Origin of the sequence: Canicola haemoglobinophilus (assembly GCF_002015075.1) — a bacterium.
Taxonomy (GTDB): domain Bacteria; phylum Pseudomonadota; class Gammaproteobacteria; order Enterobacterales; family Pasteurellaceae; genus Canicola; species Canicola haemoglobinophilus.
This window is the reverse complement of the sequence record NZ_MUXZ01000016.1, coordinates 1-20,886: the sequence shown is the minus strand read 5'-3', so window position 1 is coordinate 20,886 and position 20,886 is coordinate 1. Positions and strand designations below refer to the sequence as shown.

Below are 20,886 nucleotides of genomic sequence, written 5' to 3'. Positions count from 1 at the left end.
ATGGCTAAATTCAAACAACTACCGGATGGTTATTTAGATAAAACACCATTATTACAATTTATTTTGCTTTCTTGCTTATTCCCACTTTGGGCAGCAGCTGCAAGTTTAAATGATATTTTAATTACTCAATTTAAAAGTGTTTTCACGTTAAGTGATTTTGCTAGCGCACTTGTTCAAAGTGCTTTCTATGGAGGTTATTTCTTAATTGCAATTCCCGCCTCATTAATTATCAAAAAAACAACCTATAAATTTGCTATTCTGATCGGATTAATTGTGTATATCATTGGCTGTGCAATGTTCTACCCAGCATCTCATATGGCAACTTATACAATGTTCTTAGCCGCAATTTTCTCTATTGCTATCGGTTTAAGCTTTTTAGAAACAGCTGCAAATACATATAGTTTGATGATTGGGAGTAAAAAATTTGCCACATTAAGACTAAATATCAGTCAGACATTCCATCCAGTTGGTGCAATTGCAGGTATTTTATTAGGAAAATATTTGGTTTTCCAAGAAGGTGCATCTATTGAAGAACAAATGGCAGGAATGACAGCAGAACAAATCCATACATTCAAATTAACCTTACTTGAACATACCTTGCAACCTTACAAATACATGATTTTTATTCTAATTGTTATTGCAATTCTGTTCTTAATTATTCAATTTCCTAAATGTAAAGTTGAGCCAACAGAAGAACAAGGCAAAGCTAGCAGTCCAACATTTATGGAAACAATCAAATACCTAGCAGGACATAGCACTTTCAAAAAAGGTATCTTCGCTCAGTTCCTCTATGTAGGTTTACAAGTTGCTGTATGGTCATTTACTATTCGTTTAGCGTTAAGCTTAAGTGATATGAATGAACGCGATGCATCTAACTTCATGGTATATAGTTTCATTGCTTATTTCGTTGGTAAACTTATTGCAAATTTCTTAATGACTAAATTCAATGGGCATTTAATCTTATTCTTATATTCTGTATTAGGTACTGTAGCTCTTGCTTATACAGCATTTGTACAAGATTTCTCTGCAGTCTATGCTGCTATTATTGTAAGTGTATTCATGGGACCTTGTTGGGCAACTATCTACGGTGCATCCATTGAAGTAGTAGAAAACAAATATCGTGAAATTGCTGGAGCTATTGTGGTTATGTCAATTATTGGCGGAGCCGTTGTGCCAGCTGTACATGGATTTGTATCAGATCAAGTTGGTTCATTACAAACCGCATTTATAGTCCCAATGGTTTGCTTTGTTTATATAGCTTATTACTTCTGGTATCGTTTCCGTAACTTAAATAATAAATAGGAGAATATTATGTCTGCTACAATCTATTTATCAAAACAACAATTTACAGAAACAGAACAGGTCATTATTGCCAATAATCAATTTAAAGTCAGTGCTTTCAAATATTCATCTGGAATTGAGGGATTAAGATTAACTAATAGTAAAGGTATGCTAGTTATTTTACCTTACTATGGACAAATGATCTGGGATGCTGAATTTGAAGGGCATAATCTCTGTATGAAAAATATGTTTGCAGCGCCGAAAGTGGGTAATGTCATTATAGATACTTACGGATGCTTTGCTTTCCATTCAGGTTTACTTTGTAATGGTTGCCCTTCTCCAGAAGATAGCCATCCACTACATGGCGAAATGCCTTGTGCAACAATGGATAAATGCTGGATAGAAATTTCAGATACTACACTAAAAGTCGTTAGTGAGTACGAATATGTCAAAGGATTTGGGCATCATTATTTAGCTAAACCTAGCGTGGTGATGTATCCGAATAGTGGGTTATTCCATATTAATATGGATGTTACTAACCTAGCCTCTGTTGCTATGCCACTGCAATATATGTGCCATATGAACTATTGCTATGAAGAAAATGCTTACTTCGAACAAAATATCCCTGATAGTGCAATTACCTTACGAGAATCAATTCCAGATCATGTAAAACCAACAGCACAATGGTTGGATTTCAATCAACAACTGAAGGCAAATCGAAATGGTTTAGCTAAGCTTGATCAACCGGAGTATTACGATCCTGAAATCGTATTTTTTATGGATAATCTTTCAACATATCAAGAAAGGCTTGTTTATAGAATGCATTCGCCAAAAGGTCATTGTTATCGTACCGAATTTGATTCTCAACAGTTTAATTCTGCCACTCGTTGGATTTTATATAATCAGGATCAACAAGTTGCTGCGTTTGCTCTACCTGCAACTTGTCGCCCTGAAGGTTATCTGGCTGCTGAAAAAAGCGGGACATTAATAATGCTTGAACCTCATACTACTCGTTCATTTAGTGTCTTAACTGGTTTAGAAAATTAGTATCTAACAACCTACAAATATGCTCCATCAAAGTTTTATTTTTAAACTTATGGAGCATATTTTATCTATATCCACCTTAAAATTTTTATAAAAACCAACCGCACTTATTAATAAGTAGATTCAAATACAAAATTCTGGTTGAATTTAACAACAAAAAACCTCCACTAGGGAGGTTATAATTTGGTGCGACTAGCTGGAACCAATACCCTAAATATATCAATAAGTTAAATATTATCTGGATCAGTTTTGGATCGCATTTGTTAATTTAAACTTATTTGATTTAAATCAACTAAAATAACTCTGTGAAAGATCTAATTTTGCGTTTTTATGCGTTGTATTGCGTTTTAAAGATCTGAGTTAAAGATCTAAATGGGACTAGTACAGGAAAGGGAATATAAGGATCTATTTTTTGCGTTGAAACATATACTTTTAATGTGCGGGCGTGGCGTGGGGTTTGCTGCGATTTTTGGGGGGCTTGAGTGATTATAAAATAAGCAAAAATTTATTTTTCAAGTTTGAATTATGTTGTGGTTTTATATAATAGACTAAGGCAAGTATATTTATTTGCGAGGGAATAAAACGGCTTATTTTAGGCAATAAAAAAGCCTGCACAAGCAGACTTTAATATTTTATTTATGTATTAGTTCTTATCATTTAATAGTTCATAAGGTGTAAAAGTAATCACTGTTTCACCAAGCCAATGATTCACTTCTTCTAGGCGCTGTTGTAGTGGCTTAATCTCATTGATAAAAAAGACTTTCCCAGCCTTTTCAACATCGCCAAAACCAGCCGCATTTGTTGGGATAATCCCCATTAATTGCGGCGGCACTCTATGAGCCGCTAATATATCGTCACGGCTAGAGTTCTTAATATTCAAAAATTCATCTTTAGCAACAATATCTGAAAGCGGAATAACTTGAATACCGTCCTTTTTACCATTTGGCGCATGAATAAATAAATTCTTAAAGTTTCCTTTTCCTTTGGCTTGGCTTAATTGCTCTTTGATAGCCAAAATATCATCTTCATTTTGCATCGGATCCGTAAGATACAAAATCGCCCCAGCATGTGCGCCATTTTGATAATATTTGCGACGGAATAAAGTGGCACTCTCATTTAAAAAAGCAGATTGCAACGAAGAAAAATAATCAGGTAAGCCATAAATTTCTTGATTAATATCAGGATTAATTAAATGAAAAATGCTATCTTTTGCAAACTCATGTTCATTAAAATTATGTAAGAAGTAAAACATACCTTGCTCAATCCCCTTACGCACATACTTAGCCAACGGCACATCAAGCGCAATAGTTTTACCCCAAGAATTAGTAATTTTTTCTAGGTAAGCATTACCAAAAATCAAATAGTCATTCACTAACTTCTCAAGTGTCGTACGTGGTAAAAGTGCGGTCGTTTTACAAGTAGAAAGCAAAATATTCTTCTTCACAGTGATAGCGCTCTGATGATGCGCAGCAGAACGATAAGCACGAGATAGCCCATTAAAATCAATGGGTGGCATATAATATTTATCGTGTAGCAACACACTTTCAAAGTAATTCAAAATATCAGCACCCTCTAAAACAGGCACAGGGTCGCCAAAAGTAAAGGCATGTACAGATTTAGATTTATCCATTTTGTATTAGATCCTATTCAAAAGTAAAAATGGTAGATTGGCTACGATGATTGCCGCCGCCGTAATTCTCGTTCAAAATACAATGCATAATTGCCCAAGCTAAATCGCCATGGCTTGCATCTTGCGAACGGTCAGAAACATAAGTCATCTGGCGTCCAGTTTTCGTTGCTTGACGTTTAATTGTCATAAAACTATTAATAATTTCCTTCCCATCCCATTTAATCCGTCTTTTCTGCACCAAGTTTAACGTCTTCAGAACCATCTCATTTTTTAAGTTCAAGTCATAAGTTAGCCCCACTGCAGAAGGAAAGAATTTCTTGACCAACTGAAAAACACCATCGCCCATACCTGTTCTATCAACAGTAATTTTAGTGACATGATAATTTTTACAATAATCAGCAATCTTACTTGCCTGTTGCTCATAATCTAAGCCATGGAAAGTATCGTAATGTAAAACACGAAAATCAGCGCCTTCAACTCTAGGCGGAGCAACAATCGCTAATGCGGCACGGTCACCCGTAAAAGCAGGATCATAACCAATCCAGACTTCACGATTACCAAAAGGACGAGAATAAAAAGGTTTAAAATCTTGCCATTCCTCATAGCTATCAACTTGGCAAGCCTGTAAATCAGCAAATTTAAAAATACTGGTATTATCATCAGCAAACTGACACATAAATAACTGGTCAAATTCTTCCGTTGAGTTCTCAAAGCGCAATTCTTCAATATCAAATAAATCACAACCGCCCTTTTGTGCATCATAAATCGTGACAATTTGTTTCCAGTGCCTATCCGCACAAAGCCGCCCTGATTGCAAATTCTTATGGCTAATATCAAATTCAGCTTTATCTTCATTGGCACGGCGTTTATTAAATAGCTCGCCAGACCAAAATTTATAAGCATCAGATGCTTTTGTGGTAGGTGTAGAAAAGTAAGTTTGACGATATTGCTTTTGTGCGGCCATAGCACTCGCCACCTTGCGCATCTCCCCGAATTTAGGCACCCAAAAGTATTCATCAAAATATAAATTGCCATGATAACTTTGTGCCGTAGCAGAATTTGTTCCTAAAAAAATCAGCTCAGCCCCATTGGGTAATAAAATCGTTTCGCCTTTAAGTTCTAAATCTGCTTTTTCTTTGGCATAAGCCGTAATATAAGAACGGAATTGCAAAGCCTGTTTTTTACTTGCTGATAAAAAAATCTGATTACGCCCCGTTTTTAACGCATCAACAAAAGCCTCACGAGCAAAATAATAAGTCGCTCCAATTTGGCGACTTTTTAAAATTTCCCGAATGCGATAATGATTACCCGCATCAAACCAATGGCGCTGATACTGAAAAATACCATCAAAAAAGCCATTAATCAGTAATTCTTCTTGCTCTGCGGTAATCGGATTTTTATCTCGATATTTCCGTTCTGCGCTATAACGTTTTTCTAATTTAGGGTTTAAATCAACTTCATTACCGCCGCCATTGGAATATTTCTTAATTCTTGCCATTTTTTCCATTTGGCGCCCAAGTAAATCAATTTCCTTAAAATCATGGCCCGTTTTATTCTCCTTCAGAATAAGTAAATTCATCCTTGCTTCTAACGTATTTTCAACCCGACCAACAGGCGCAATATCGTCCCATTTCTCCCTATCTTTCCAACTTGAAATAGTAGAAATAGGCAAGCCTAATTTCTCGGCAATATCCGTAATACGCCAACCAGCAAAGTAAAGCAAACGGCTTTCACGCTTATTATCCAAAGTAATCTCAGTCATCTATTAATCCTTGATTTTGCTTAACTGCATAATAAGGAAAAGCAAAGAAATGAATGATCGCTGTTCACTGTCAAACAGCCTTTAACATAGCCAAGAAAATGACAACAAAAAAGAACTTACGCAATATGACAACAATTTGAAAAACAAAAATAGGAATAAGTCCATGTTTAAAAAATTTAAATCAAGATGGTTTGTTGTAGCGACTGAAGGCGCAACGACAGACGGACGTAATATTGCTCGGGTTTGGATTGAACAAATGGCAGAAAGCTACAATCCTAAAACCTATGGCGCACGCATTAATTTAGACCATATCAAAACATGGCTTTATCGCAAAGATGAGCCACATGCCCAAGCCTACGGCGATGTACTTGCACTTAAAACGCAAGAAAATGAAGAAGGTAAATTACAGTTATTAGCACAAATAGATCCAACAGATGACCTTATTGCGCTAAATAATAAGCGCCAAAAAGTGTACACCTCCATTGAAGTAGATACCAATTTTGGCGAAACAGGAAAAGCCTACCTCGTCGGATTAGCCGTAACAGATAACCCAGCTAGTTTAGGCACAGAAATGTTGCAATTTGCTGCAACGGCACAAGCCAACCCATTTAACGCACGCAAATTAAAAGCCGACAATTTATTTACGGAGGCAGTAGAAACCATTTTGGAATTTAACGAAGTAGAACCAGAAAAACCAAGTCTATTTGAGCGCATTGCGGCTATGTTTGGTCAAAGAGAACGCACTGAACAACAACGTTTTGCCGATGTAGATAACGCAGTCATGTTACTTTCCGAAGAAGTACAAAACATCAGCCAAAAATACACCGCACTTGAAACGGAAAATCAAACACTAAAACAGCGACTTGATGAATATTCAGCAAAAATTACAGAACACAGTGAAAAATTTGCTGAGTTAGAAAAACAGCCAGCAGAAAATTATCGTAAGCGACCTTTAGCGAATGGGGATAGCGTTAACGATGGGCGTTTCTTTTAATCAATAGTTAAGGATTTTAAAATATGAAAAAAACAACCGCAGTAACATTAATGAATTACCTACAAGGCATTTCACAAGATAACAAAGAAGATTTTTCTCGAATTGCCATGGGTGCAAAATTTACGGTTGAGCCAAGTGTTCAACAGCGCCTTGAAAATGCAGTACAAGAAAGTTCAGATTTCCTCAAATTGATCAACATTGTGCCAGTAGATGAACAACAGGGCGAAATCTTGGGCTTAGGGGTTGCAGGTACAATTGCAGGGACAACAGACACAAATTCTGCAGGACGTAAAACGCAAGCAATTCATGCTTTAAGCAAAATTCCATATCACTGTCAACAAATTAACTATGACACACATCTCAAATATGCAACCTTAGATATGTGGGCGAAATTCCCTGATTTTGCTAAACGTATTGGTGCATTAAAAGCAGAAAGAATGGCGTTAGACCGAATTATGATTGGTTTTAATGGAACAAGTCGTGCCGCAACGTCAAACAGAGTAAGTAATCCATTATTACAAGACGTTGCTGTAGGCTGGTTGAAAAAAATCGAAGATAACGCACCTGAGCGAGTAATGAAAGAAGAAACAAGAGATAGCGGAAAAATTGAAGTCGGTGAAGGTAAAACCTATAAAAATTTAGATGCCCTTGTTTTCTCAGCGGTTAGCGACTTAATTGCCCCTCAATTCCAAGATGATACAAAATTAGTTGCCATCATGAGCCGTGATTTACTAGCGGATAAATATTTCCCTCTGGTCAATCAAAGTAAGGCAAGTGAACAAGTGTCTGGCGATATTATTATGAGTACAAAACGAGTAGGCGGATTACCAGCAGTACAAGCTCCATTTGTACCAAAAGGCACAATCTTAATTACCCGACTTGATAATCTCTCCATTTATTATCAATCTGGTGCAATGCGTAGAACATTGAAAGACAACGCAGAATATGATCGCTACGAAGATTACACATCTTCTAATGATGACTTTGTTGTTGAAAATTATGAAAGTGTTGCATTGCTAAAAAATATCAAGATGGTTGATGCTCCGCAAGGAGATAGCTAATGCGACCAACCCAAAGGCATTTTCTAGAGGCATCAGCGAAAAAGGCGCATATGCAAGAAGAGCACTTACTCGCTGGTGCCACGGAATACGAAAAAATGCTCTATCTTCTTGCTCGTCATAAAAAGGATTTAAAAGAAATTCATTCTATGGAGCTAAAGGCAGAATATAAAAAGAAAATTCTGCCTGATTACCTACCATGGATAGAAGGCGCTTTAAGTAGTGCGAGTGGTAAACAAGATAATGTCTTAATGACATGGTTAATTTGGTCAATTGACTGTGAGCAATATCATCTTGCGTTACAAATTGCCGAATATGCTATTCATCAAGGGCTTGTATTGCCAGAAAACTTTAACCGCACATTATGTTCTGCGCTTGTGGAAGAATTTGCGGATAAAGCCAAAATTGCACAAAAACTTAACCGCACTTTTGACGTTGCCTATTTAGAGCGAATAGCGAAACTCACTGATGAACAAGATATGCCAGACGAAAGTCGGGCAAGACTTTACCGTGAAATCGGCTTATTAAAGCTCACATCAGAACCAAAAACTGCCTTAACCTACTTAGAACGGGCATTAGAGCTAAATTTAAATATTGGTGTACAAGGGGAAATCAAAAAATTGCGCAAACAGCTTGAGCAAGAAAATAAACCCAACGACCAATAAACAGAGCAAAGCGCAGCACGCCAAGCGAGGCGGAAAGTAACGGCTTTTTGCCTACTCACTTTCCTCACCTCGCTTTTTTTACAGTTTAAGGAAAATCATGAGTAATACCATTGCCATAAATAAAGTCAAAAATTACGCCATGGACGACTTAAAACGCCATGCAGATAAACAAGCAATAGATAATGAATTTATCCAAAATAACGGATTTTTCCCAGATATTAGCGTGCTTGATGTACGCAACACCATGCGCCTAGACGGCACAGTCACAAATGAACGGCTCAAAATGGAATTAATTGAGGCAATGGCAACCGTAAACCATGCTTTAAAAAATTACCAAAAACGCATAAAAGAAAAAGGGATAGATAGCCTTGATGATATTGATGAAGAACAAATCAACGGTGAAAGTATCGTAATCAACCGCTACAAAAGAGCCGTCTATTGTCTCACGATTGCCAACTTAAACGAACGCTATCGTTCGTATGACACCACAAAGCAAGGCGCAGAAAAAGCACAAGAATTTGAAGAAAGCGTAGATGATTTAAGACGAGATGCTCGTTTCGCTATCCGTGACATATTGGGACAGCATCGCATGACAGTGGAGTTAATTTAATGCCAAGAGTGATTTACGCACAGCAAAACGACACACTTGATGCCATTGTTTACCGCTATTTTGGCAAAACACTCGGCTTAGTGGAACAAGTATTAGAACGCAATCCACATCTTGCCAAGTTACCTGTATTAGCCATTGGCACAGAAGTCATCTTACCAAATATAGAAGATATACAGCCAACGACCAACAAAACAACCTTGAGCTTGTGGGACTAAATGAGAGGAAAAGGAATGTTAAAAAATAGCGAAACGACAGGCGCATATTTTGGATCCGTAGTTGCTATTTACAGCGGACTCACCTTAGCAGATTGGGCGGCTATCTTTGGTATTTTATTTGGTTTATTTACCATGCTGATCAACTGGTATTACAAACATAAAGAAATGCAATTAAAAGAAAAAGCTCTTAAACATCAAATTGACTTAACGGATACAGAGAATGAATAAATTAACAAAATGGAGTGCAGGGGCTATTTGCAGTGTGGCCACAATTATTGCCCTAGTAAAAACAACGCATCAAGACTTGCGAATTAGCCAACAAGGTTTAGAAATTATCGGACAAGCAGAAGGTTGTCGCAGAGATCCATATCATTGCCCAGCTGATGTATTAACCGTTGGCATAGGCTCAACTGCAGCGAGTGGCGAACCAATTAATCCGCAAAAACGTTATAACGACACAGAAATAGCGCAACGCTGGGCGCATGATTTACGCCGAGCAGAACAATGTGTAAATCAATATGGCAACGGAAAAAATCTACCGCAAGGCGCTTTTGATGCCCTCGTCTCCCTAACCTTTAATGTCGGTTGTGGAAAAATGCAAAAAAGTACCTTATTCAAACAAGCGCAACAAGGCTTTAAGCCCCAAATGTGCCAACAGTTTGATCGCTGGGTTTATGCAGGCGGGCAAAAATTAAATGGCTTAATCAAACGCAGAGCAAAAGAAAAAGTACTCTGCTTAGGATTGTAAGGGAATAATCATGAGTAAATTTGAAACCTTTTTTATCGGTGCATTTAGCAAAGCCATGATAGCAGCAGTATTAATTCTGGTCAGTGTTAATGGCTATTTATGTTTTAGTAACAAAGTGAAAGAACAAAAGTTAATCAACGCAAGCGAAATCATTAAGCAAGAAAAAGCCACAAATCAGCAATTAAGCTATCAATTAGAACATGCACAAAGGCAAATAAACCAATATCAAGCGCAAGTTAAAGCGCTACATGAAAATGTCCTAAACCATTTACAACAAGCAGAGAATAGAACCAATGAAATTATGCAAGAATTACAAAATGTTACCACTTGGAGCAATCAGCCTGTGCCTACTAACATTATCCGCCTGTTCGACAAACGAACCCGTGCGATTAATCAAGCCCACTCCCCTACTTTGCCCAATGGATCAACTGTGCCAAATGCCGCAGATAAAACTAAAAAATAACAGTGATCTCGTCTTAGCATTAGATAAATCACTGAACGCCATTGAACAATGTCGCCTTAAAGAACAAGCACTTACGCAATGCATAGAAAATTACAACCGCACTTTACAGGAAAAAAACAATGACTGATCAATTTGACCGAGCAAGTGAAATAGAAGAACAAATGCGCCAACATGCAATCCGCAAACAACAGCAACAAATGACAGACAAAAGTGCGGTGCGATTTTGCTTAGATTGTGATGAAGAAATTCCAGTAATCCGTCAAAAAATGGGGTGTTCTCGTTGCGTAAATTGTCAAATCATTTTCGAAAAACACCAACGCATTTATCGAAGATAAGGTAAAGAAAAGGAAATAGAAAATGCTCAAAGCCGAATTAATACGCAGTCTATTACAACAAGTTTCAGAAGATCTACGCAAAAACCCAGATAAATTAGAGCTATTTATTGATGAAGGGCTTATTGTTGGTGCTGGCGCCCATTCCGCATCTTATGAACTCCAATATACCTTAAATATTATCGTAAATGATTTTACTGGCTCACCTAATATGATTTTTGCGCCCCTAATGGACTTTATCCGCGAAAACCAACCCGATTTAGTGGATAACCCAGAAAGAAGAAAAGACGGTTTCCGCTTTATCGCAGACCATAACAACCACGACAGCATAGATCTATCTATTTATCTAAAACTTACAGAGCGAGTACTCGTAAAAGAAGAAAACGGAAAAAATATCATTAAACACCTAGATGAACCACGCCTAAATGAATACCCAGACATTACAGAATGGCAATTATTTATTGGTAATAACCTAGTGCAAACATGGCAAACAGAAAATAAAGAGCGCCCATAATGGACGAAATGTTACAAGTCAAAACGGCTTTTGATGCCTTATTAAAAAATATCTCAAAAGAACGCCGCAGATTGCTCTACCAACAAATCGGACGAGCACTTGCACAAAGTCAACGCAGACGCATAAAAGCACAGCAAAATCCCGACGGTTCTGCTTATGCACCTCGCAAGAAAAAAGTGCGGTCAAAAAAAGGCAGAATAAAAGCGCAGACCATGTTCAAAAAAATTAGCCAAGCCAAACACATGAAACTCCGCTACCAAAAAGAAGGCATTGAACTCGGCTTTAGTGGCAATACCGCCTATATCGCCAATATTCATCAGTACGGCTTAAAAGCAAGAGTAGAACGGAACAAAGAACACAAAGTGCAATACGCCCAGCGTGAACTACTGGGCTTTACAGAACAAGATAGAGAAATGATAGAAGATTTTGTGGTTAAGGCGTTGGCTGATGGAATATAAAAAAACGGTCAGAGTTGACCGCTTTTAGAGTAGGCTTTTGAAAAAATCGGATATTTCAGCAATAAATGTAAATACCAATCCAGCAATAACAAGCCAAGCAAATATATCAATTAATACAGCAAGCATACTTTAAATTTCCTTTCTCCACATCTTTATAGGGACACTATATGAGCAAAGATTTAAAAATTCAAGTTATTTTATCTGCAATGGATAAATTTACAGCTCCAATGGGACGAGCTGCAAAAAGAAGGCATTGAACTCGGCTTTAGTGGTAATACCGCCTATATCGCCAATATTCATCAGTACGGCTTAAAAGCAAGAGTAGAACGGAACAAGGCACATAAAGTGCAATACGCCCAGCGTGAACTACTGGGCTTTACAGAACAAGATAGAGAAATGATAGAAAATTTTGTGGTTAAGGCGTTGGCTGATGGAACATAAAAAGCAGTCAGATCAATAACTACTCTGAAACGAGAATTAACCCAGAACCCAATAACCAAATAACAACAGAAAAAGGGTAAGCGAAGCACCCATTTCCATGCTAAAACCATAATTAGCTTGTGCATCAAGGTCATAATGTCCTGTTTTTTTCTGGTAAAGCATTAATAGAAAATCAAATAGCATCATCACAGGCACAAAGGCTAAAGCTAAAAACAAACAGGCAAGCCCAATGGGAATCATCAAAAAAAGAGAGATAACGGATGTCGCTGCTAATTTTGACCAAGTAAGATCGGAGAAATCCAAGGCATAATGTCCCATAATCAAACAGGCAATCAGCGTAAACAACATAGAAATATGCATAATATGCCCAAGCCAAAATAGTGTAAAGTTTTCCTTGTTCTGTTGAGAAGAAAAATCAGACTGTAACATAACAACCCCTTATTTATTTTAGGTAACTTAATTCCTTTTTTATTGAATGTCAATACGGATTAAACGAACTAAGTGCCTAGCATTCTTAGCCAATAAATAGATTATTCCACATCAAATGGGAGAAAAAGAATGAACAAAAATTTAGATGCGTAGGGTGCGCTTTAGCGCACCAATTAAATTAATCTATTTGATAATGGTGCGCTAAAGCGCCCCCTACTAAACTATCGAAGGGAATTATAGTTAGGCCCGAATTTACCAATAAAAAACAATGTAGCAAGGATGCAAATAACACTCAACAGCCAACTATCAATATAAATAAAAGTTAGGAGTAAAACACTCACTAATAGCCCAATATGCCAATGTTTTATACAAAAATAAAGGGTTTCTAAGAGTATAGAAAGAAATGAGATACCAATGGATAAGGTAAAGCAGAGAGCCAAGAATATTAAAATAGGTACTAATAAGATAAATAGTCCAGACATATATCCTCCTTTTTTTGAAAGAGATTACGCCATTTTTATTAGATATGTCAATTATTATTGATAAAGAGAGAAAACCATGAGTCAAAATCTAAAAATACAAATATTGCTGAATGCGATTGATAAATTGACAGCTCCTTTTCGCAGTGCATCAAAACAAATAAAATCAACATCATCAGCAATAAAAGCCAATAAAAACTTATTAAAAAAATTAGAAAGTGCGCAAGAACGAGTTAAAAAAACAGGTTTACCACAAGCGCAAGAAAGGCTAAAAAATAAAATTGAGCAAACCACTCAAGCGATAAAGAAACAAAACCAAGCACTTGATAGATTAAATAAACAAGCCAAAAAGCAAGCTCAATATGATGCAAATGTAAAATTACTAAAAAAGGCGAACCAATTTACTTCTAACTTTGGACAGAGTTCAATGATGCATGGCGCAGCGGTATTAGGAGGTGGTTCATTTGCAATGAAACCAGCTTTAAATTTTGAAGAAGAATTTTCCAGAGTGCAGTCGCTGACTAGACTCGATAAAACAAAAGACGCAGAAAAAATAAAACAACTACGCGACCAAGCTAAGCACTTAGGTGCAACAACATCTTTTACTTCTGGTGATGTGGCAGCAGGACAAAGTTATTTAGCAATGGCTGGGTTTAACCAACGTCAAATTTTAGATTCTATGCCGTCAATACTAAATATGACTAAAGCTGCTGGAATGGAAATGGGACGAGTATCTGATATTAGTTCTGATATATCTTCTGGATTTAAGATACCAGCAGAAGAAATGAATAGAGTTGCTGATGTGCTAACTTTAACTTTTACGTCATCGAATACAAATCTTGAATTATTGGGTGAGACAATGAAATATCTCGGCCCAATCGCATCATCAACAGGACAAGATTTTGAAACGATGTCTGCTATGGTTGGATTACTGGGTAATGTGGGGATAAAAGGTTCTCAAGCTGGTACATCGTTGAGAGCGGCAATGTTGCGATTGGCGGGTCCTCCTAAACAGGCTAAAGAGGCATTAGATAAGTTAGGTGTATCCGCTAAAGATGCAAAAGGTAATATGCGTTCAATGACGGATATTTTAATTGATGTCAGCAAAAAAACCGAAAAAATGGGTAGTGCTAAAAAAATGGAGTACTACAAAGCCATTTTTGGAGCTGAAGCAGCCACGGCAATGGTTGAATTAGTAAATCAAGCAGGGACAAAAGGAATTCAAGAATTTGCAGAACAATTAAAAAATGCGTCTGGAACAGCAGAAAAAGTAGCTAAAACAATGTCAGATAATGTCATTGGTGATTTAAAAAATTTACAAAGTGTAGCTGAGTCTATCTCAATTTCTATTTTTGATGAAACAAATAGCGAAATTAGAGAAATGATCCAGCTGTTAAGTGGAGCCTTAAGGGAGATCAATGAATGGATAAAGCAAAATCCCAAACTTACCGCAACTATTATGAAATGGTTTGCTGGATTAGGCTTAGGGCTAGTTGTAATTGGTGCTTTAAACTTAGCATTGAGTTATTTGTTTTATCCTGTTTGGCGGATGATTTTACTTTTAAGCAAATTAAGCGAGGCATGGACATTTGGTAAGGTATTATTATTCGGCAAAACCCTAGCAGATGGTTCAAAGAAAGCAGGCTTATTTGCAAAAGCGGGCAATTTATTAGGGCGAGTTTGGAAAGCGGTTCCTAAAGTATTTTCTACCGCATGGAAATTTGTGGTAATGCTTGGACAAAATTTCGTTAAATATATCCTACTCTTTGGCAAAACCTTAATTAGCGTGATACCTAAAATTATGGCATTTAGTGCCGCTCTCTTCACTAATCCAATCTTTTGGGTTATTGCGGGAATTGTTGCCTTAATCGCTGGATTATATTTACTTTGGAAACATTGGGACAAAGTCAAAAAAGCCTTAATTGCTGGTTGGAATTGGCTTAGCCAAATCTTTGAACAAAATCCGATTTTAAATGTGTTATTCCCAATTGTGCCACTTATTAAAGGTATTATCTGGGTAATTCAAAATTGGGGGGTAATTGTTGATACAGTAAGTAATGCAATCAGCGGTGCTTGGGAAAAACTCAAAACCAAAGCAAGTGAGGTATGGACAAATATTAAAAATTGGTTTGCAGATGCCTTAAAACCGCTTGAAAGTCTAAAAAGTGGTGTGCAATGGCTTATAGATAATCTCAGTAAAATTTCATGGGACGGCATTAAGCAAGGTGCAAAAGACCTTGGCAATAACATCAAAAACTATGCTGATGAAAAAGCGACTCAGGCAGGTAATTGGGCTCGTGACAAATGGCAAAGAACTAAAGATTTTTTTAGTTTTAGCTCGGGTGGTTATACTGGCAACGGTGGCAAATACGCCCCAGCTGGTATCGTACATAAAGGCGAATATGTCATGACCAAAGAAACAACATCACGCCTTGGTGTACCTCTACTTAATGCTCTTAACTACGGTAAAAAAGCCATGCTGACGGCTGGCGTGGGAATGACGGTTGCCACGGCACAACCTTTTGTTATTGATAACAGACCGCCATTAAATCCAAGCGCCACGCATAATCCACAAAGCACAAGCCAACCGATGCAAGTGACTATTAATATCAATGCAACGACAGGACAAAGTGCTGTAGATATTGCAAGAGAAGTGGAAAAAGCCTTAGTGCGTATTGAGCAACAAAAACAAGCTCGTGTAAGATCCAGTTTAAGAGATAGAGATTAATTAAAAGGGCGAAAGCCCTTTTTTATTGAAAAAAGTCTTTATTTCATAGAAAAAATCAAGTAATTTGTTGCTCAAGGAGCCGAAAAGCTATAATATTGTGCAAATTTTTGGGGGAACAATGACAAATTTTTCATTAAATCCTATTTTTGATGGATTAAAGCCGATATTTGCACAATGCAAAATAGCCGTGATGTCCGTTTTTATTCTCTCTCCAGTGGCATTTAGTGCCACTCAAAGCAACGTTGTTGAAAATAAACCTATTCAAATTCGTGGCATTAATGCAATATCGCAACATACCAATACTGAATTAAATCAGTTTATTGATAATATGATTGGGTTAATTAATACCATTAATCCTTTTATTGATTTTACTACCCAAATTGCCTATGAAATGGGGGCATTAATTACCGACCAAGATTTAATTGAGTTGGAACAAAGATTAAAAGACTTTAATCAAATTACACAACAAATAAAAGTGAATATGCCACAATCTATTGAAAAAAATAAAATCTTTGTTGAAAAGTTGATGTCTCTTAGCCAAAAAATGACAATATTCTCTCAAGTTGTTAAAAGTGTAAAGTATAAAGCCATATCAGATAAAGTTGTTTCTACTCGCATTTATCAGGGAGAAGAAAGTATCGGTTATAGATTTAATGCCGAACATAATTTTGATGAGTTCAAAAAATTGATATTAGCGTAGCAATTATGGCTGAGATGATAATTGACTTATCTGGAGAATTTAAGGAAGGGCGTTTGAATACGCCTTTTTTTAAAGACGTTCAGTATATGAATGAGGATGAATTAAAAATCCTTTTCCAATTTATGCAAGATGTGGGGACATGAAAACCATTACGGGGTAAAAATAAACCATCTTGGCTCAATGATAACCTTGATAGACTTCCTAATACTGAATTTTATGAACAACATAACATTTGGCATTATCATTGTGGTCCTTATCCTGAAAGCACTCGCTTAAACCAAATCCGCCATTTAAAATTTAATTTGAATGGAGAAACATCAAGCGCAGTTATTCATTATCAAAAAATAAGTGATAACCATATCTTTATATTAGCTTATTCGCCACAGCATGAGCCTTTTCCTAAAGAAAGTGATATACCTAATCCATTATTACAAAGATTAAAATAGATTCATATTTGTCTGCTCAATCAAATAGTGTTAGGATTGTGAAAATTAAAGCGGAGGTTTATATGTTGCTGAAAGAAAAAGGCTATGATGATTTTGTCAAAGATTGCGTACAAAAAGGGCGTGATGAATTAGATGCAGGACTAGGTGTTAGTCTAGAACAGGCAAAAGAAAATTCACGTAAACTGATTGAACGTAAAGTAAAAGAAGTAGAAAGCCTTAAATCAAATTAATGAAATTAAAGCAAATCATATTTTTATCCTAACTGTTATCCATAGCAGCCGAATTTACCTTCAACCATAAAGCGAGATTTACTCGCTTTTTTGTTATCTCCATTTTAACAATTCCCCATACTACTCAAGTGCGGTTAAATTTCTCAAAATGCTCTTTATTTCATATTGAGAAACGGTAATTGCGATGCAAGCGGAATTTAACCGAAAATTAGAAAATATTGTGCGCTACGGTGTCGTAGCGGAAGTGGATCATGAAAAACGACGTGCAAAAGTAAAAACGGGCAATATATTAACAGATTGGTTGCCTTGGTGCGCATGGCGTGCTGGAACCACTCAAATCTGGTCACCAGTAACAAAAGGCGAACAAGTTATTCTTATCTCCCCAGCTGGCGAAATTAATAGCGGTTTTATTTTATCCGCTCTCTATACTTTTGAATTTGATACGCCGAGCTATTCACCCGATGAACATGTTATTCAATTTGCTGATAATGCAACAATTCAATATAACCAAGCCACAGGCGAACTAAAAGTCAGAGGAATAAAAACCGCACTTATTGAGGCTAGCACCAGTGTAACCCTCAAAACGCCATTAGTTCATTGCACGCAAGATGTAAATGTTGACGGTAATGTCAATATTAAAGGTTCTGTTTCTGCACAAGGTTCAGCGACAGTACAAGGCTCTGTTAATGTACAAGGTGACATTCAAGCACAAGGCGACATAACCGCAGGCACAGTATCGCTTAAAAACCATACTCATCAAGGCGATAGTGGCGGCATAACAGGAGCGCCAAATGGATAAAAATACAGGGCGTTATTGCGATAACGAAAATGCACACCTACGGCAATCCATTTCAGATATTTTACTTACGCCCATTGGATCACGTATTCAGCGACGTGATTATGGCAGTTATATTTTTGAGCTTATCGACCGCCCTATTTCAAAAGCCTTAATGTTGCAACTGGCAGTGGCATCTGTCATTGCCTTAAAAAAATGGGAACCTCGCATAGAAGTGACTCGCTTTTATGTCGATATTGAACCAGAACAGGCCAAGATAACGGCGAATATGGACTTTATCCGCAAAGAAGACAAAGAAAAAATAAACTTTAATCAAATTGTATTAGGGACAAGAAATGAGCGAACTCGTTGATTTATCTAGGTTAGATGCGCCAAAAGTCCTAGAAAATCTGGATTTTGAACAACTTCTTGCGCAACGCAAGGCGCAATTTATCGCCCTCTATCCAGCGGATAAACAAGCCTATTGGCAAACAGTGTTATCTCTCGAGAGCGAACCAATTAACAAACTATTGCAAGAAAATTGTTATTTACAGTTATTGGAGCGCAAACGTATTAATGAGGCAGCAAAAGCAACCATGCTAGCTTATGCAACAGGCTCAGATCTTGACGTTATTGCCGCTAATTTTAACGTGAAACGCTTGGTCATACAGGAGGCAGATTACAGTGTTAATCCGCCAATAGAACAAGAACTGGAAAGTGATACTGACTTACGTTTACGTTGCCAATTGGCATTTGAAGGCTTATCTGTTGCTGGCCCTCGTTCTGCTTATGTATTTCATGCGTTATCTGCCCATGCTGATGTTGCCGATGTTTCTGTTGTATCGCCCTCGCCAGCTAATGTGACAGTGACAATTTTAGCCAAACAAGGCAATGGTACCGCCAATGAAGACGTATTAAACGCAGTTACTAAACGGCTAAATGATGAAAGCATTCGCCCTATTGCAGATCGTGTCATGGTGCAAAGTGCAACTATTCATAATTACCAAATTCATGCCAAATTACATATTTATCGTGGTCCAGAATATGAACCCATAAAAAAAGAGGCGCAAGCAAAAATCCAAAAATATACCGAAGATAAGCGCAGATTGGGGCGAGATATTACCTTATCGGGTATCTATGCCGCCTTACATATCGAAGGGGTACAACGAGTGGAATTATTACAACCACAAGCAGATATTGTCTTACCGAATAATAAAGCGGGCTTTTGCAATAACATCAACATTGAACTGGTAACCGCAGATGATTATTGATGAAACTATCCCAAAAGTAACCGCACTTTTGCCTTTAGGCAGTAGTGAATTAGAGCGTAAGGCAGCCGAAGTTTTACAGTTCGCTGTCCGCAATCCCATTATTATTGCAGATTTAATTAATCCAGAACGTTGCCCTGTTAATCTTTTACCTTATTTAGCTTGGGCATTTAGCGTAGATAAATGGGACGAACATTGGACAGAAGAAGTTAAACGCATTGCCATTAAGCAGGCTTTTTTAATTCATAAATACAAAGGCACGATTAGCGCCATTAGACGAGTCGTTGAGCCAATCGGCTATTTAGTGGAATTAAAAGAATGGTTCAATATGCAACCGCAAGGCACTCCGGGAGCATTTAGTATCACAGTTGAGGTATCTGAAAGCGGATTAAATGAACAAACCTATAACGAATTAGTGCGACTTATTGATGATGCGAAACCTGTATCACGCCACTTAACTCAACTCGCCATTGCTATATCGCCAACAGGCAATTTAAATCATTTTATTGGGCAATATAGTGGCGAAATTATCACAATCTATCCATAGAGAACCAAGGAAAGAACATGGCAAAAACCTATTATTCTGTATTAACACAATATGGTACACAGCTGATTACCTCCGCTATTGCCCAAAAACAGCCTTTGCAATTATTAAAAATGGCAATTGGTGATGGAAATGGACAAGCTATCACGCCAGAACCCAGTGCTACAAGATTAGCACGACAAGTTTATAGCAATAATGTTAGTGCAATCTCGGTTGATCCAAGAAATAACAAACAAGTCATCTTTGAATTAACCATTCCAGAAACAGAAGGCGGTTTCTGGATTAGAGAAATTGGGCTTTTAGATAATCAAAATAGACTTGTTGCTTATGCAAATTGCCCAGAAAGTTTTAAACCCACGGTATCAAGCGGTAGTGGTAAGGTGCAAGTTATTCGCTTAATTTTAGCCGTATCATCATCTGATGCTTTTGAATTAAGTGTAGATAATACGGTTATCTTTGCCAAAACAGGACAGGTTAGCCCGAAAAAAATTGATGCGACCAGCCAAAATACCGTTGATGATAATGGGCATGCTCACGCCATTGCACAAGCTAGCACAAGTGAAAAAGGAATTGTGCAACTCACTAACGACACAGGCTTAGACAGCGAAAACCTAGGCTTAACCGCAAAAGCGGGTAAGATTTTAGCCCAAGGGATAGCCGCATTAAGGCTTGCGTTAAATAATTACATCCCTAACAGCAAAAAATCCGATGCAACCGATAGCAATAGCTCAGATACGGTCGCTACATCAAAAGCTGTCAAAGAGGTTAAAGAAATCGCTGAAAGCAAACAATCCCCAGCAGATACATTAGCTGGCTACGGCATTGCTAATTTTAAAATCGAACAAAGTACAGGCAATGCCAATGACTATAAAACTGACGGTAATTATTATTTTGCTAGCGGTCAAAATTTGCCAGATAGCAATGCTTGGCATATTGAAGTGGTAAGCGGTGGACAGGCTAATGCCGTGCGACAAATCGCCAGAAAAGCTAATGACACAAAAATCAAAACCCGCTTTTTTAATGGCTCAAGTTGGAGCTCTTGGAAAGATACTGGGAAAGATACTGGCGGTGA

At 37.3% G+C, this 20,886-nt stretch carries 27 protein-coding genes; 24 read left to right on the top strand and 3 right to left on the bottom strand.

Annotated elements, in window-relative coordinates:
• Together fucP and B0186_RS05590 are read left to right on the top strand one after the other, a co-directional pair.
• Positions 1-1,302, top strand: coding sequence for an L-fucose:H+ symporter permease (fucP, locus tag B0186_RS05595; RefSeq protein ID WP_078218396.1), 1,302 nt, complete (start codon positions 1-3; stop codon positions 1,300-1,302).
• A 9-nt stretch (positions 1,303-1,311) separates the two neighbouring features.
• The gene (locus B0186_RS05590) at positions 1,312-2,328 is read left to right on the top strand and encodes an aldose 1-epimerase family protein (RefSeq protein ID WP_078218395.1); all 1,017 of its coding nucleotides are present in this window, start codon (positions 1,312-1,314) and stop codon (positions 2,326-2,328) included.
• A 640-nt stretch (positions 2,329-2,968) separates the two neighbouring features.
• On the opposite strand, the gene B0186_RS05585 is transcribed toward B0186_RS05590, so the two are convergent.
• Both B0186_RS05585 and B0186_RS05580 read right to left on the bottom strand, forming a co-directional pair.
• Complete coding sequence (locus B0186_RS05585) at positions 2,969-3,955, bottom strand: phage portal protein (protein ID WP_078218394.1); 987 nt, start codon at positions 3,953-3,955, stop codon at positions 2,969-2,971.
• A 13-nt stretch (positions 3,956-3,968) separates the two neighbouring features.
• A complete protein-coding gene (locus B0186_RS05580; RefSeq protein WP_078218393.1) occupies positions 3,969-5,717 on the bottom strand; it encodes a terminase large subunit domain-containing protein in 1,749 nt (582 codons plus the stop codon).
• 163 nt (positions 5,718-5,880) lie between these two features.
• Here B0186_RS05580 and B0186_RS05575 point away from each other — a divergent pair, with 163 nt between their 5' ends.
• The 13 genes from B0186_RS05575 to B0186_RS11995 all read left to right on the top strand — a co-directional run bounded on the left by B0186_RS05575 (position 5,881) and on the right by B0186_RS11995 (position 12,215).
• Positions 5,881-6,711, top strand: coding sequence for a GPO family capsid scaffolding protein (locus B0186_RS05575; protein ID WP_078218392.1), 831 nt, complete (start codon positions 5,881-5,883; stop codon positions 6,709-6,711).
• A gap of 23 nt (positions 6,712-6,734) precedes the next feature.
• On the top strand, positions 6,735-7,772 hold the full coding sequence (locus tag B0186_RS05570) for a phage major capsid protein, P2 family (RefSeq protein WP_078218391.1): 1,038 nt from the start codon (positions 6,735-6,737) through the stop codon (positions 7,770-7,772).
• Entirely contained in the window at positions 7,772-8,434 is a 663-nt protein-coding gene (locus B0186_RS05565; protein ID WP_078218390.1) for a phage terminase small subunit, read from the top strand. Before B0186_RS05570 ends, B0186_RS05565 begins: the two co-directional genes overlap by 1 nt.
• Positions 8,435-8,531: 97 nt before the next feature.
• Entirely contained in the window at positions 8,532-9,044 is a 513-nt protein-coding gene (locus tag B0186_RS05560; protein ID WP_078218389.1) for a head completion/stabilization protein, read from the top strand.
• Positions 9,044-9,259 (top strand): tail protein X, encoded by a 216-nt coding sequence (locus B0186_RS05555; protein ID WP_078218388.1) that lies wholly within the window; start codon positions 9,044-9,046, stop codon positions 9,257-9,259. The genes B0186_RS05560 and B0186_RS05555 overlap by 1 nt, the downstream gene beginning before the upstream one ends.
• A gap of 15 nt (positions 9,260-9,274) precedes the next feature.
• Positions 9,275-9,487: a phage holin family protein gene (locus tag B0186_RS05550; protein WP_115073106.1), complete on the top strand. Its 213-nt coding sequence runs from the start codon at positions 9,275-9,277 to the stop codon at positions 9,485-9,487.
• Positions 9,480-10,007, top strand: coding sequence for a lysozyme (locus B0186_RS05545; RefSeq protein ID WP_078218386.1), 528 nt, complete (start codon positions 9,480-9,482; stop codon positions 10,005-10,007). The genes B0186_RS05550 and B0186_RS05545 overlap by 8 nt, the downstream gene beginning before the upstream one ends.
• 10 nt (positions 10,008-10,017) lie before the next feature.
• On the top strand, positions 10,018-10,470 hold the full coding sequence (locus B0186_RS05540) for a hypothetical protein (RefSeq protein WP_078218385.1): 453 nt from the start codon (positions 10,018-10,020) through the stop codon (positions 10,468-10,470).
• On the top strand, positions 10,391-10,597 hold the full coding sequence (lysC, locus tag B0186_RS11650; protein ID WP_235817186.1) for an Rz1-like lysis system protein LysC: 207 nt from the start codon (positions 10,391-10,393) through the stop codon (positions 10,595-10,597). Before B0186_RS05540 ends, lysC begins: the two co-directional genes overlap by 80 nt.
• Positions 10,590-10,805, top strand: coding sequence for a TraR/DksA family transcriptional regulator (locus tag B0186_RS05535; RefSeq protein WP_078218384.1), 216 nt, complete (start codon positions 10,590-10,592; stop codon positions 10,803-10,805). The genes lysC and B0186_RS05535 overlap by 8 nt, the downstream gene beginning before the upstream one ends.
• A 22-nt stretch (positions 10,806-10,827) precedes the next feature.
• Positions 10,828-11,316: a phage tail protein gene (locus tag B0186_RS05530; RefSeq protein ID WP_078218383.1), complete on the top strand. Its 489-nt coding sequence runs from the start codon at positions 10,828-10,830 to the stop codon at positions 11,314-11,316.
• Positions 11,313-11,774: a phage virion morphogenesis protein gene (locus B0186_RS05525; protein WP_169832920.1), complete on the top strand. Its 462-nt coding sequence runs from the start codon at positions 11,313-11,315 to the stop codon at positions 11,772-11,774. Before B0186_RS05530 ends, B0186_RS05525 begins: the two co-directional genes overlap by 4 nt.
• Before the next feature lie 237 nt (positions 11,775-12,011).
• Positions 12,012-12,215: a phage virion morphogenesis protein gene (locus tag B0186_RS11995; protein ID WP_328587431.1), complete on the top strand. Its 204-nt coding sequence runs from the start codon at positions 12,012-12,014 to the stop codon at positions 12,213-12,215.
• 36 nt (positions 12,216-12,251) lie between these two features.
• Here B0186_RS11995 and B0186_RS05515 read toward each other — a convergent pair whose 3' ends face one another.
• Entirely contained in the window at positions 12,252-12,644 is a 393-nt protein-coding gene (locus B0186_RS05515) for a hypothetical protein (protein ID WP_078218380.1), read from the bottom strand.
• A gap of 558 nt (positions 12,645-13,202) precedes the next feature.
• Between B0186_RS05515 and B0186_RS05510 the strand changes: the two genes are divergently transcribed.
• The 9 genes from B0186_RS05510 to B0186_RS05475 all read left to right on the top strand — a co-directional run.
• The gene (locus tag B0186_RS05510; protein WP_078218379.1) at positions 13,203-15,851 is read left to right on the top strand and encodes a phage tail tape measure protein; all 2,649 of its coding nucleotides are present in this window, start codon (positions 13,203-13,205) and stop codon (positions 15,849-15,851) included.
• Between the two features lie 118 nt (positions 15,852-15,969).
• Positions 15,970-16,551, top strand: a complete 582-nt coding sequence (locus B0186_RS05505; RefSeq protein WP_078218378.1) for a hypothetical protein — start codon at positions 15,970-15,972, stop codon at positions 16,549-16,551.
• Positions 16,552-16,556: 5 nt separating this feature from the next.
• Positions 16,557-16,694, top strand: a complete 138-nt coding sequence (locus B0186_RS11990; RefSeq protein ID WP_235817185.1) for a hypothetical protein — start codon at positions 16,557-16,559, stop codon at positions 16,692-16,694.
• Positions 16,695-17,059: 365 nt separating this feature from the next.
• A complete protein-coding gene (locus B0186_RS11780; RefSeq protein ID WP_169832918.1) occupies positions 17,060-17,227 on the top strand; it encodes a hypothetical protein in 168 nt (55 codons plus the stop codon).
• A 184-nt stretch (positions 17,228-17,411) separates the two neighbouring features.
• Positions 17,412-18,026, top strand: coding sequence for a phage baseplate assembly protein V (locus B0186_RS05495; protein WP_078218377.1), 615 nt, complete (start codon positions 17,412-17,414; stop codon positions 18,024-18,026).
• The gene (locus B0186_RS05490; RefSeq protein ID WP_078218376.1) at positions 18,019-18,375 is read left to right on the top strand and encodes a GPW/gp25 family protein; all 357 of its coding nucleotides are present in this window, start codon (positions 18,019-18,021) and stop codon (positions 18,373-18,375) included. Before B0186_RS05495 ends, B0186_RS05490 begins: the two co-directional genes overlap by 8 nt.
• Positions 18,359-19,273 (top strand): baseplate assembly protein, encoded by a 915-nt coding sequence (locus B0186_RS05485; protein WP_078218375.1) that lies wholly within the window; start codon positions 18,359-18,361, stop codon positions 19,271-19,273. The genes B0186_RS05490 and B0186_RS05485 overlap by 17 nt, the downstream gene beginning before the upstream one ends.
• Positions 19,263-19,817, top strand: a complete 555-nt coding sequence (locus B0186_RS05480) for a phage tail protein I (RefSeq protein ID WP_078218374.1) — start codon at positions 19,263-19,265, stop codon at positions 19,815-19,817. The genes B0186_RS05485 and B0186_RS05480 overlap by 11 nt, the downstream gene beginning before the upstream one ends.
• Positions 19,818-19,834: 17 nt before the next feature.
• A partial coding sequence (locus tag B0186_RS05475) for a phage tail-collar fiber domain-containing protein (RefSeq protein WP_211272421.1) occupies positions 19,835-20,886 on the top strand: 1,052 nt, incomplete at its 3' end.

Coding starts and splice junctions, on each gene's coding strand:
- B0186_RS05575 (WP_078218392.1), top strand. CDS start 5,881: ATGTTTAAAAAATTTAAATCAAGATGGTTTGTTGTAGCGACTGAAGGC.
- B0186_RS05580 (WP_078218393.1), bottom strand. CDS start 5,717: ATGACTGAGATTACTTTGGATAATAAGCGTGAAAGCCGTTTGCTTTAC.
- B0186_RS05585 (WP_078218394.1), bottom strand. CDS start 3,955: ATGGATAAATCTAAATCTGTACATGCCTTTACTTTTGGCGACCCTGTG.
- B0186_RS05510 (WP_078218379.1), top strand. CDS start 13,203: ATGAGTCAAAATCTAAAAATACAAATATTGCTGAATGCGATTGATAAA.
- B0186_RS05550 (WP_115073106.1), top strand. CDS start 9,275: ATGTTAAAAAATAGCGAAACGACAGGCGCATATTTTGGATCCGTAGTT.
- B0186_RS11990 (WP_235817185.1), top strand. CDS start 16,557: ATGGCTGAGATGATAATTGACTTATCTGGAGAATTTAAGGAAGGGCGT.
- B0186_RS05495 (WP_078218377.1), top strand. CDS start 17,412: ATGCAAGCGGAATTTAACCGAAAATTAGAAAATATTGTGCGCTACGGT.
- B0186_RS05515 (WP_078218380.1), bottom strand. CDS start 12,644: ATGTTACAGTCTGATTTTTCTTCTCAACAGAACAAGGAAAACTTTACA.
- B0186_RS11780 (WP_169832918.1), top strand. CDS start 17,060: ATGTTGCTGAAAGAAAAAGGCTATGATGATTTTGTCAAAGATTGCGTA.
- B0186_RS05505 (WP_078218378.1), top strand. CDS start 15,970: ATGACAAATTTTTCATTAAATCCTATTTTTGATGGATTAAAGCCGATA.
- B0186_RS05555 (WP_078218388.1), top strand. CDS start 9,044: ATGCCAAGAGTGATTTACGCACAGCAAAACGACACACTTGATGCCATT.
- B0186_RS05590 (WP_078218395.1), top strand. CDS start 1,312: ATGTCTGCTACAATCTATTTATCAAAACAACAATTTACAGAAACAGAA.
- B0186_RS05565 (WP_078218390.1), top strand. CDS start 7,772: ATGCGACCAACCCAAAGGCATTTTCTAGAGGCATCAGCGAAAAAGGCG.
- fucP (WP_078218396.1), top strand. CDS start 1: ATGGCTAAATTCAAACAACTACCGGATGGTTATTTAGATAAAACACCA.
- B0186_RS05480 (WP_078218374.1), top strand. CDS start 19,263: ATGATTATTGATGAAACTATCCCAAAAGTAACCGCACTTTTGCCTTTA.
- B0186_RS05530 (WP_078218383.1), top strand. CDS start 10,828: ATGCTCAAAGCCGAATTAATACGCAGTCTATTACAACAAGTTTCAGAA.
- B0186_RS05570 (WP_078218391.1), top strand. CDS start 6,735: ATGAAAAAAACAACCGCAGTAACATTAATGAATTACCTACAAGGCATT.
- B0186_RS05490 (WP_078218376.1), top strand. CDS start 18,019: ATGGATAAAAATACAGGGCGTTATTGCGATAACGAAAATGCACACCTA.
- B0186_RS05540 (WP_078218385.1), top strand. CDS start 10,018: ATGAGTAAATTTGAAACCTTTTTTATCGGTGCATTTAGCAAAGCCATG.
- B0186_RS05545 (WP_078218386.1), top strand. CDS start 9,480: ATGAATAAATTAACAAAATGGAGTGCAGGGGCTATTTGCAGTGTGGCC.
- B0186_RS05535 (WP_078218384.1), top strand. CDS start 10,590: ATGACTGATCAATTTGACCGAGCAAGTGAAATAGAAGAACAAATGCGC.
- B0186_RS05560 (WP_078218389.1), top strand. CDS start 8,532: ATGAGTAATACCATTGCCATAAATAAAGTCAAAAATTACGCCATGGAC.
- B0186_RS05485 (WP_078218375.1), top strand. CDS start 18,359: ATGAGCGAACTCGTTGATTTATCTAGGTTAGATGCGCCAAAAGTCCTA.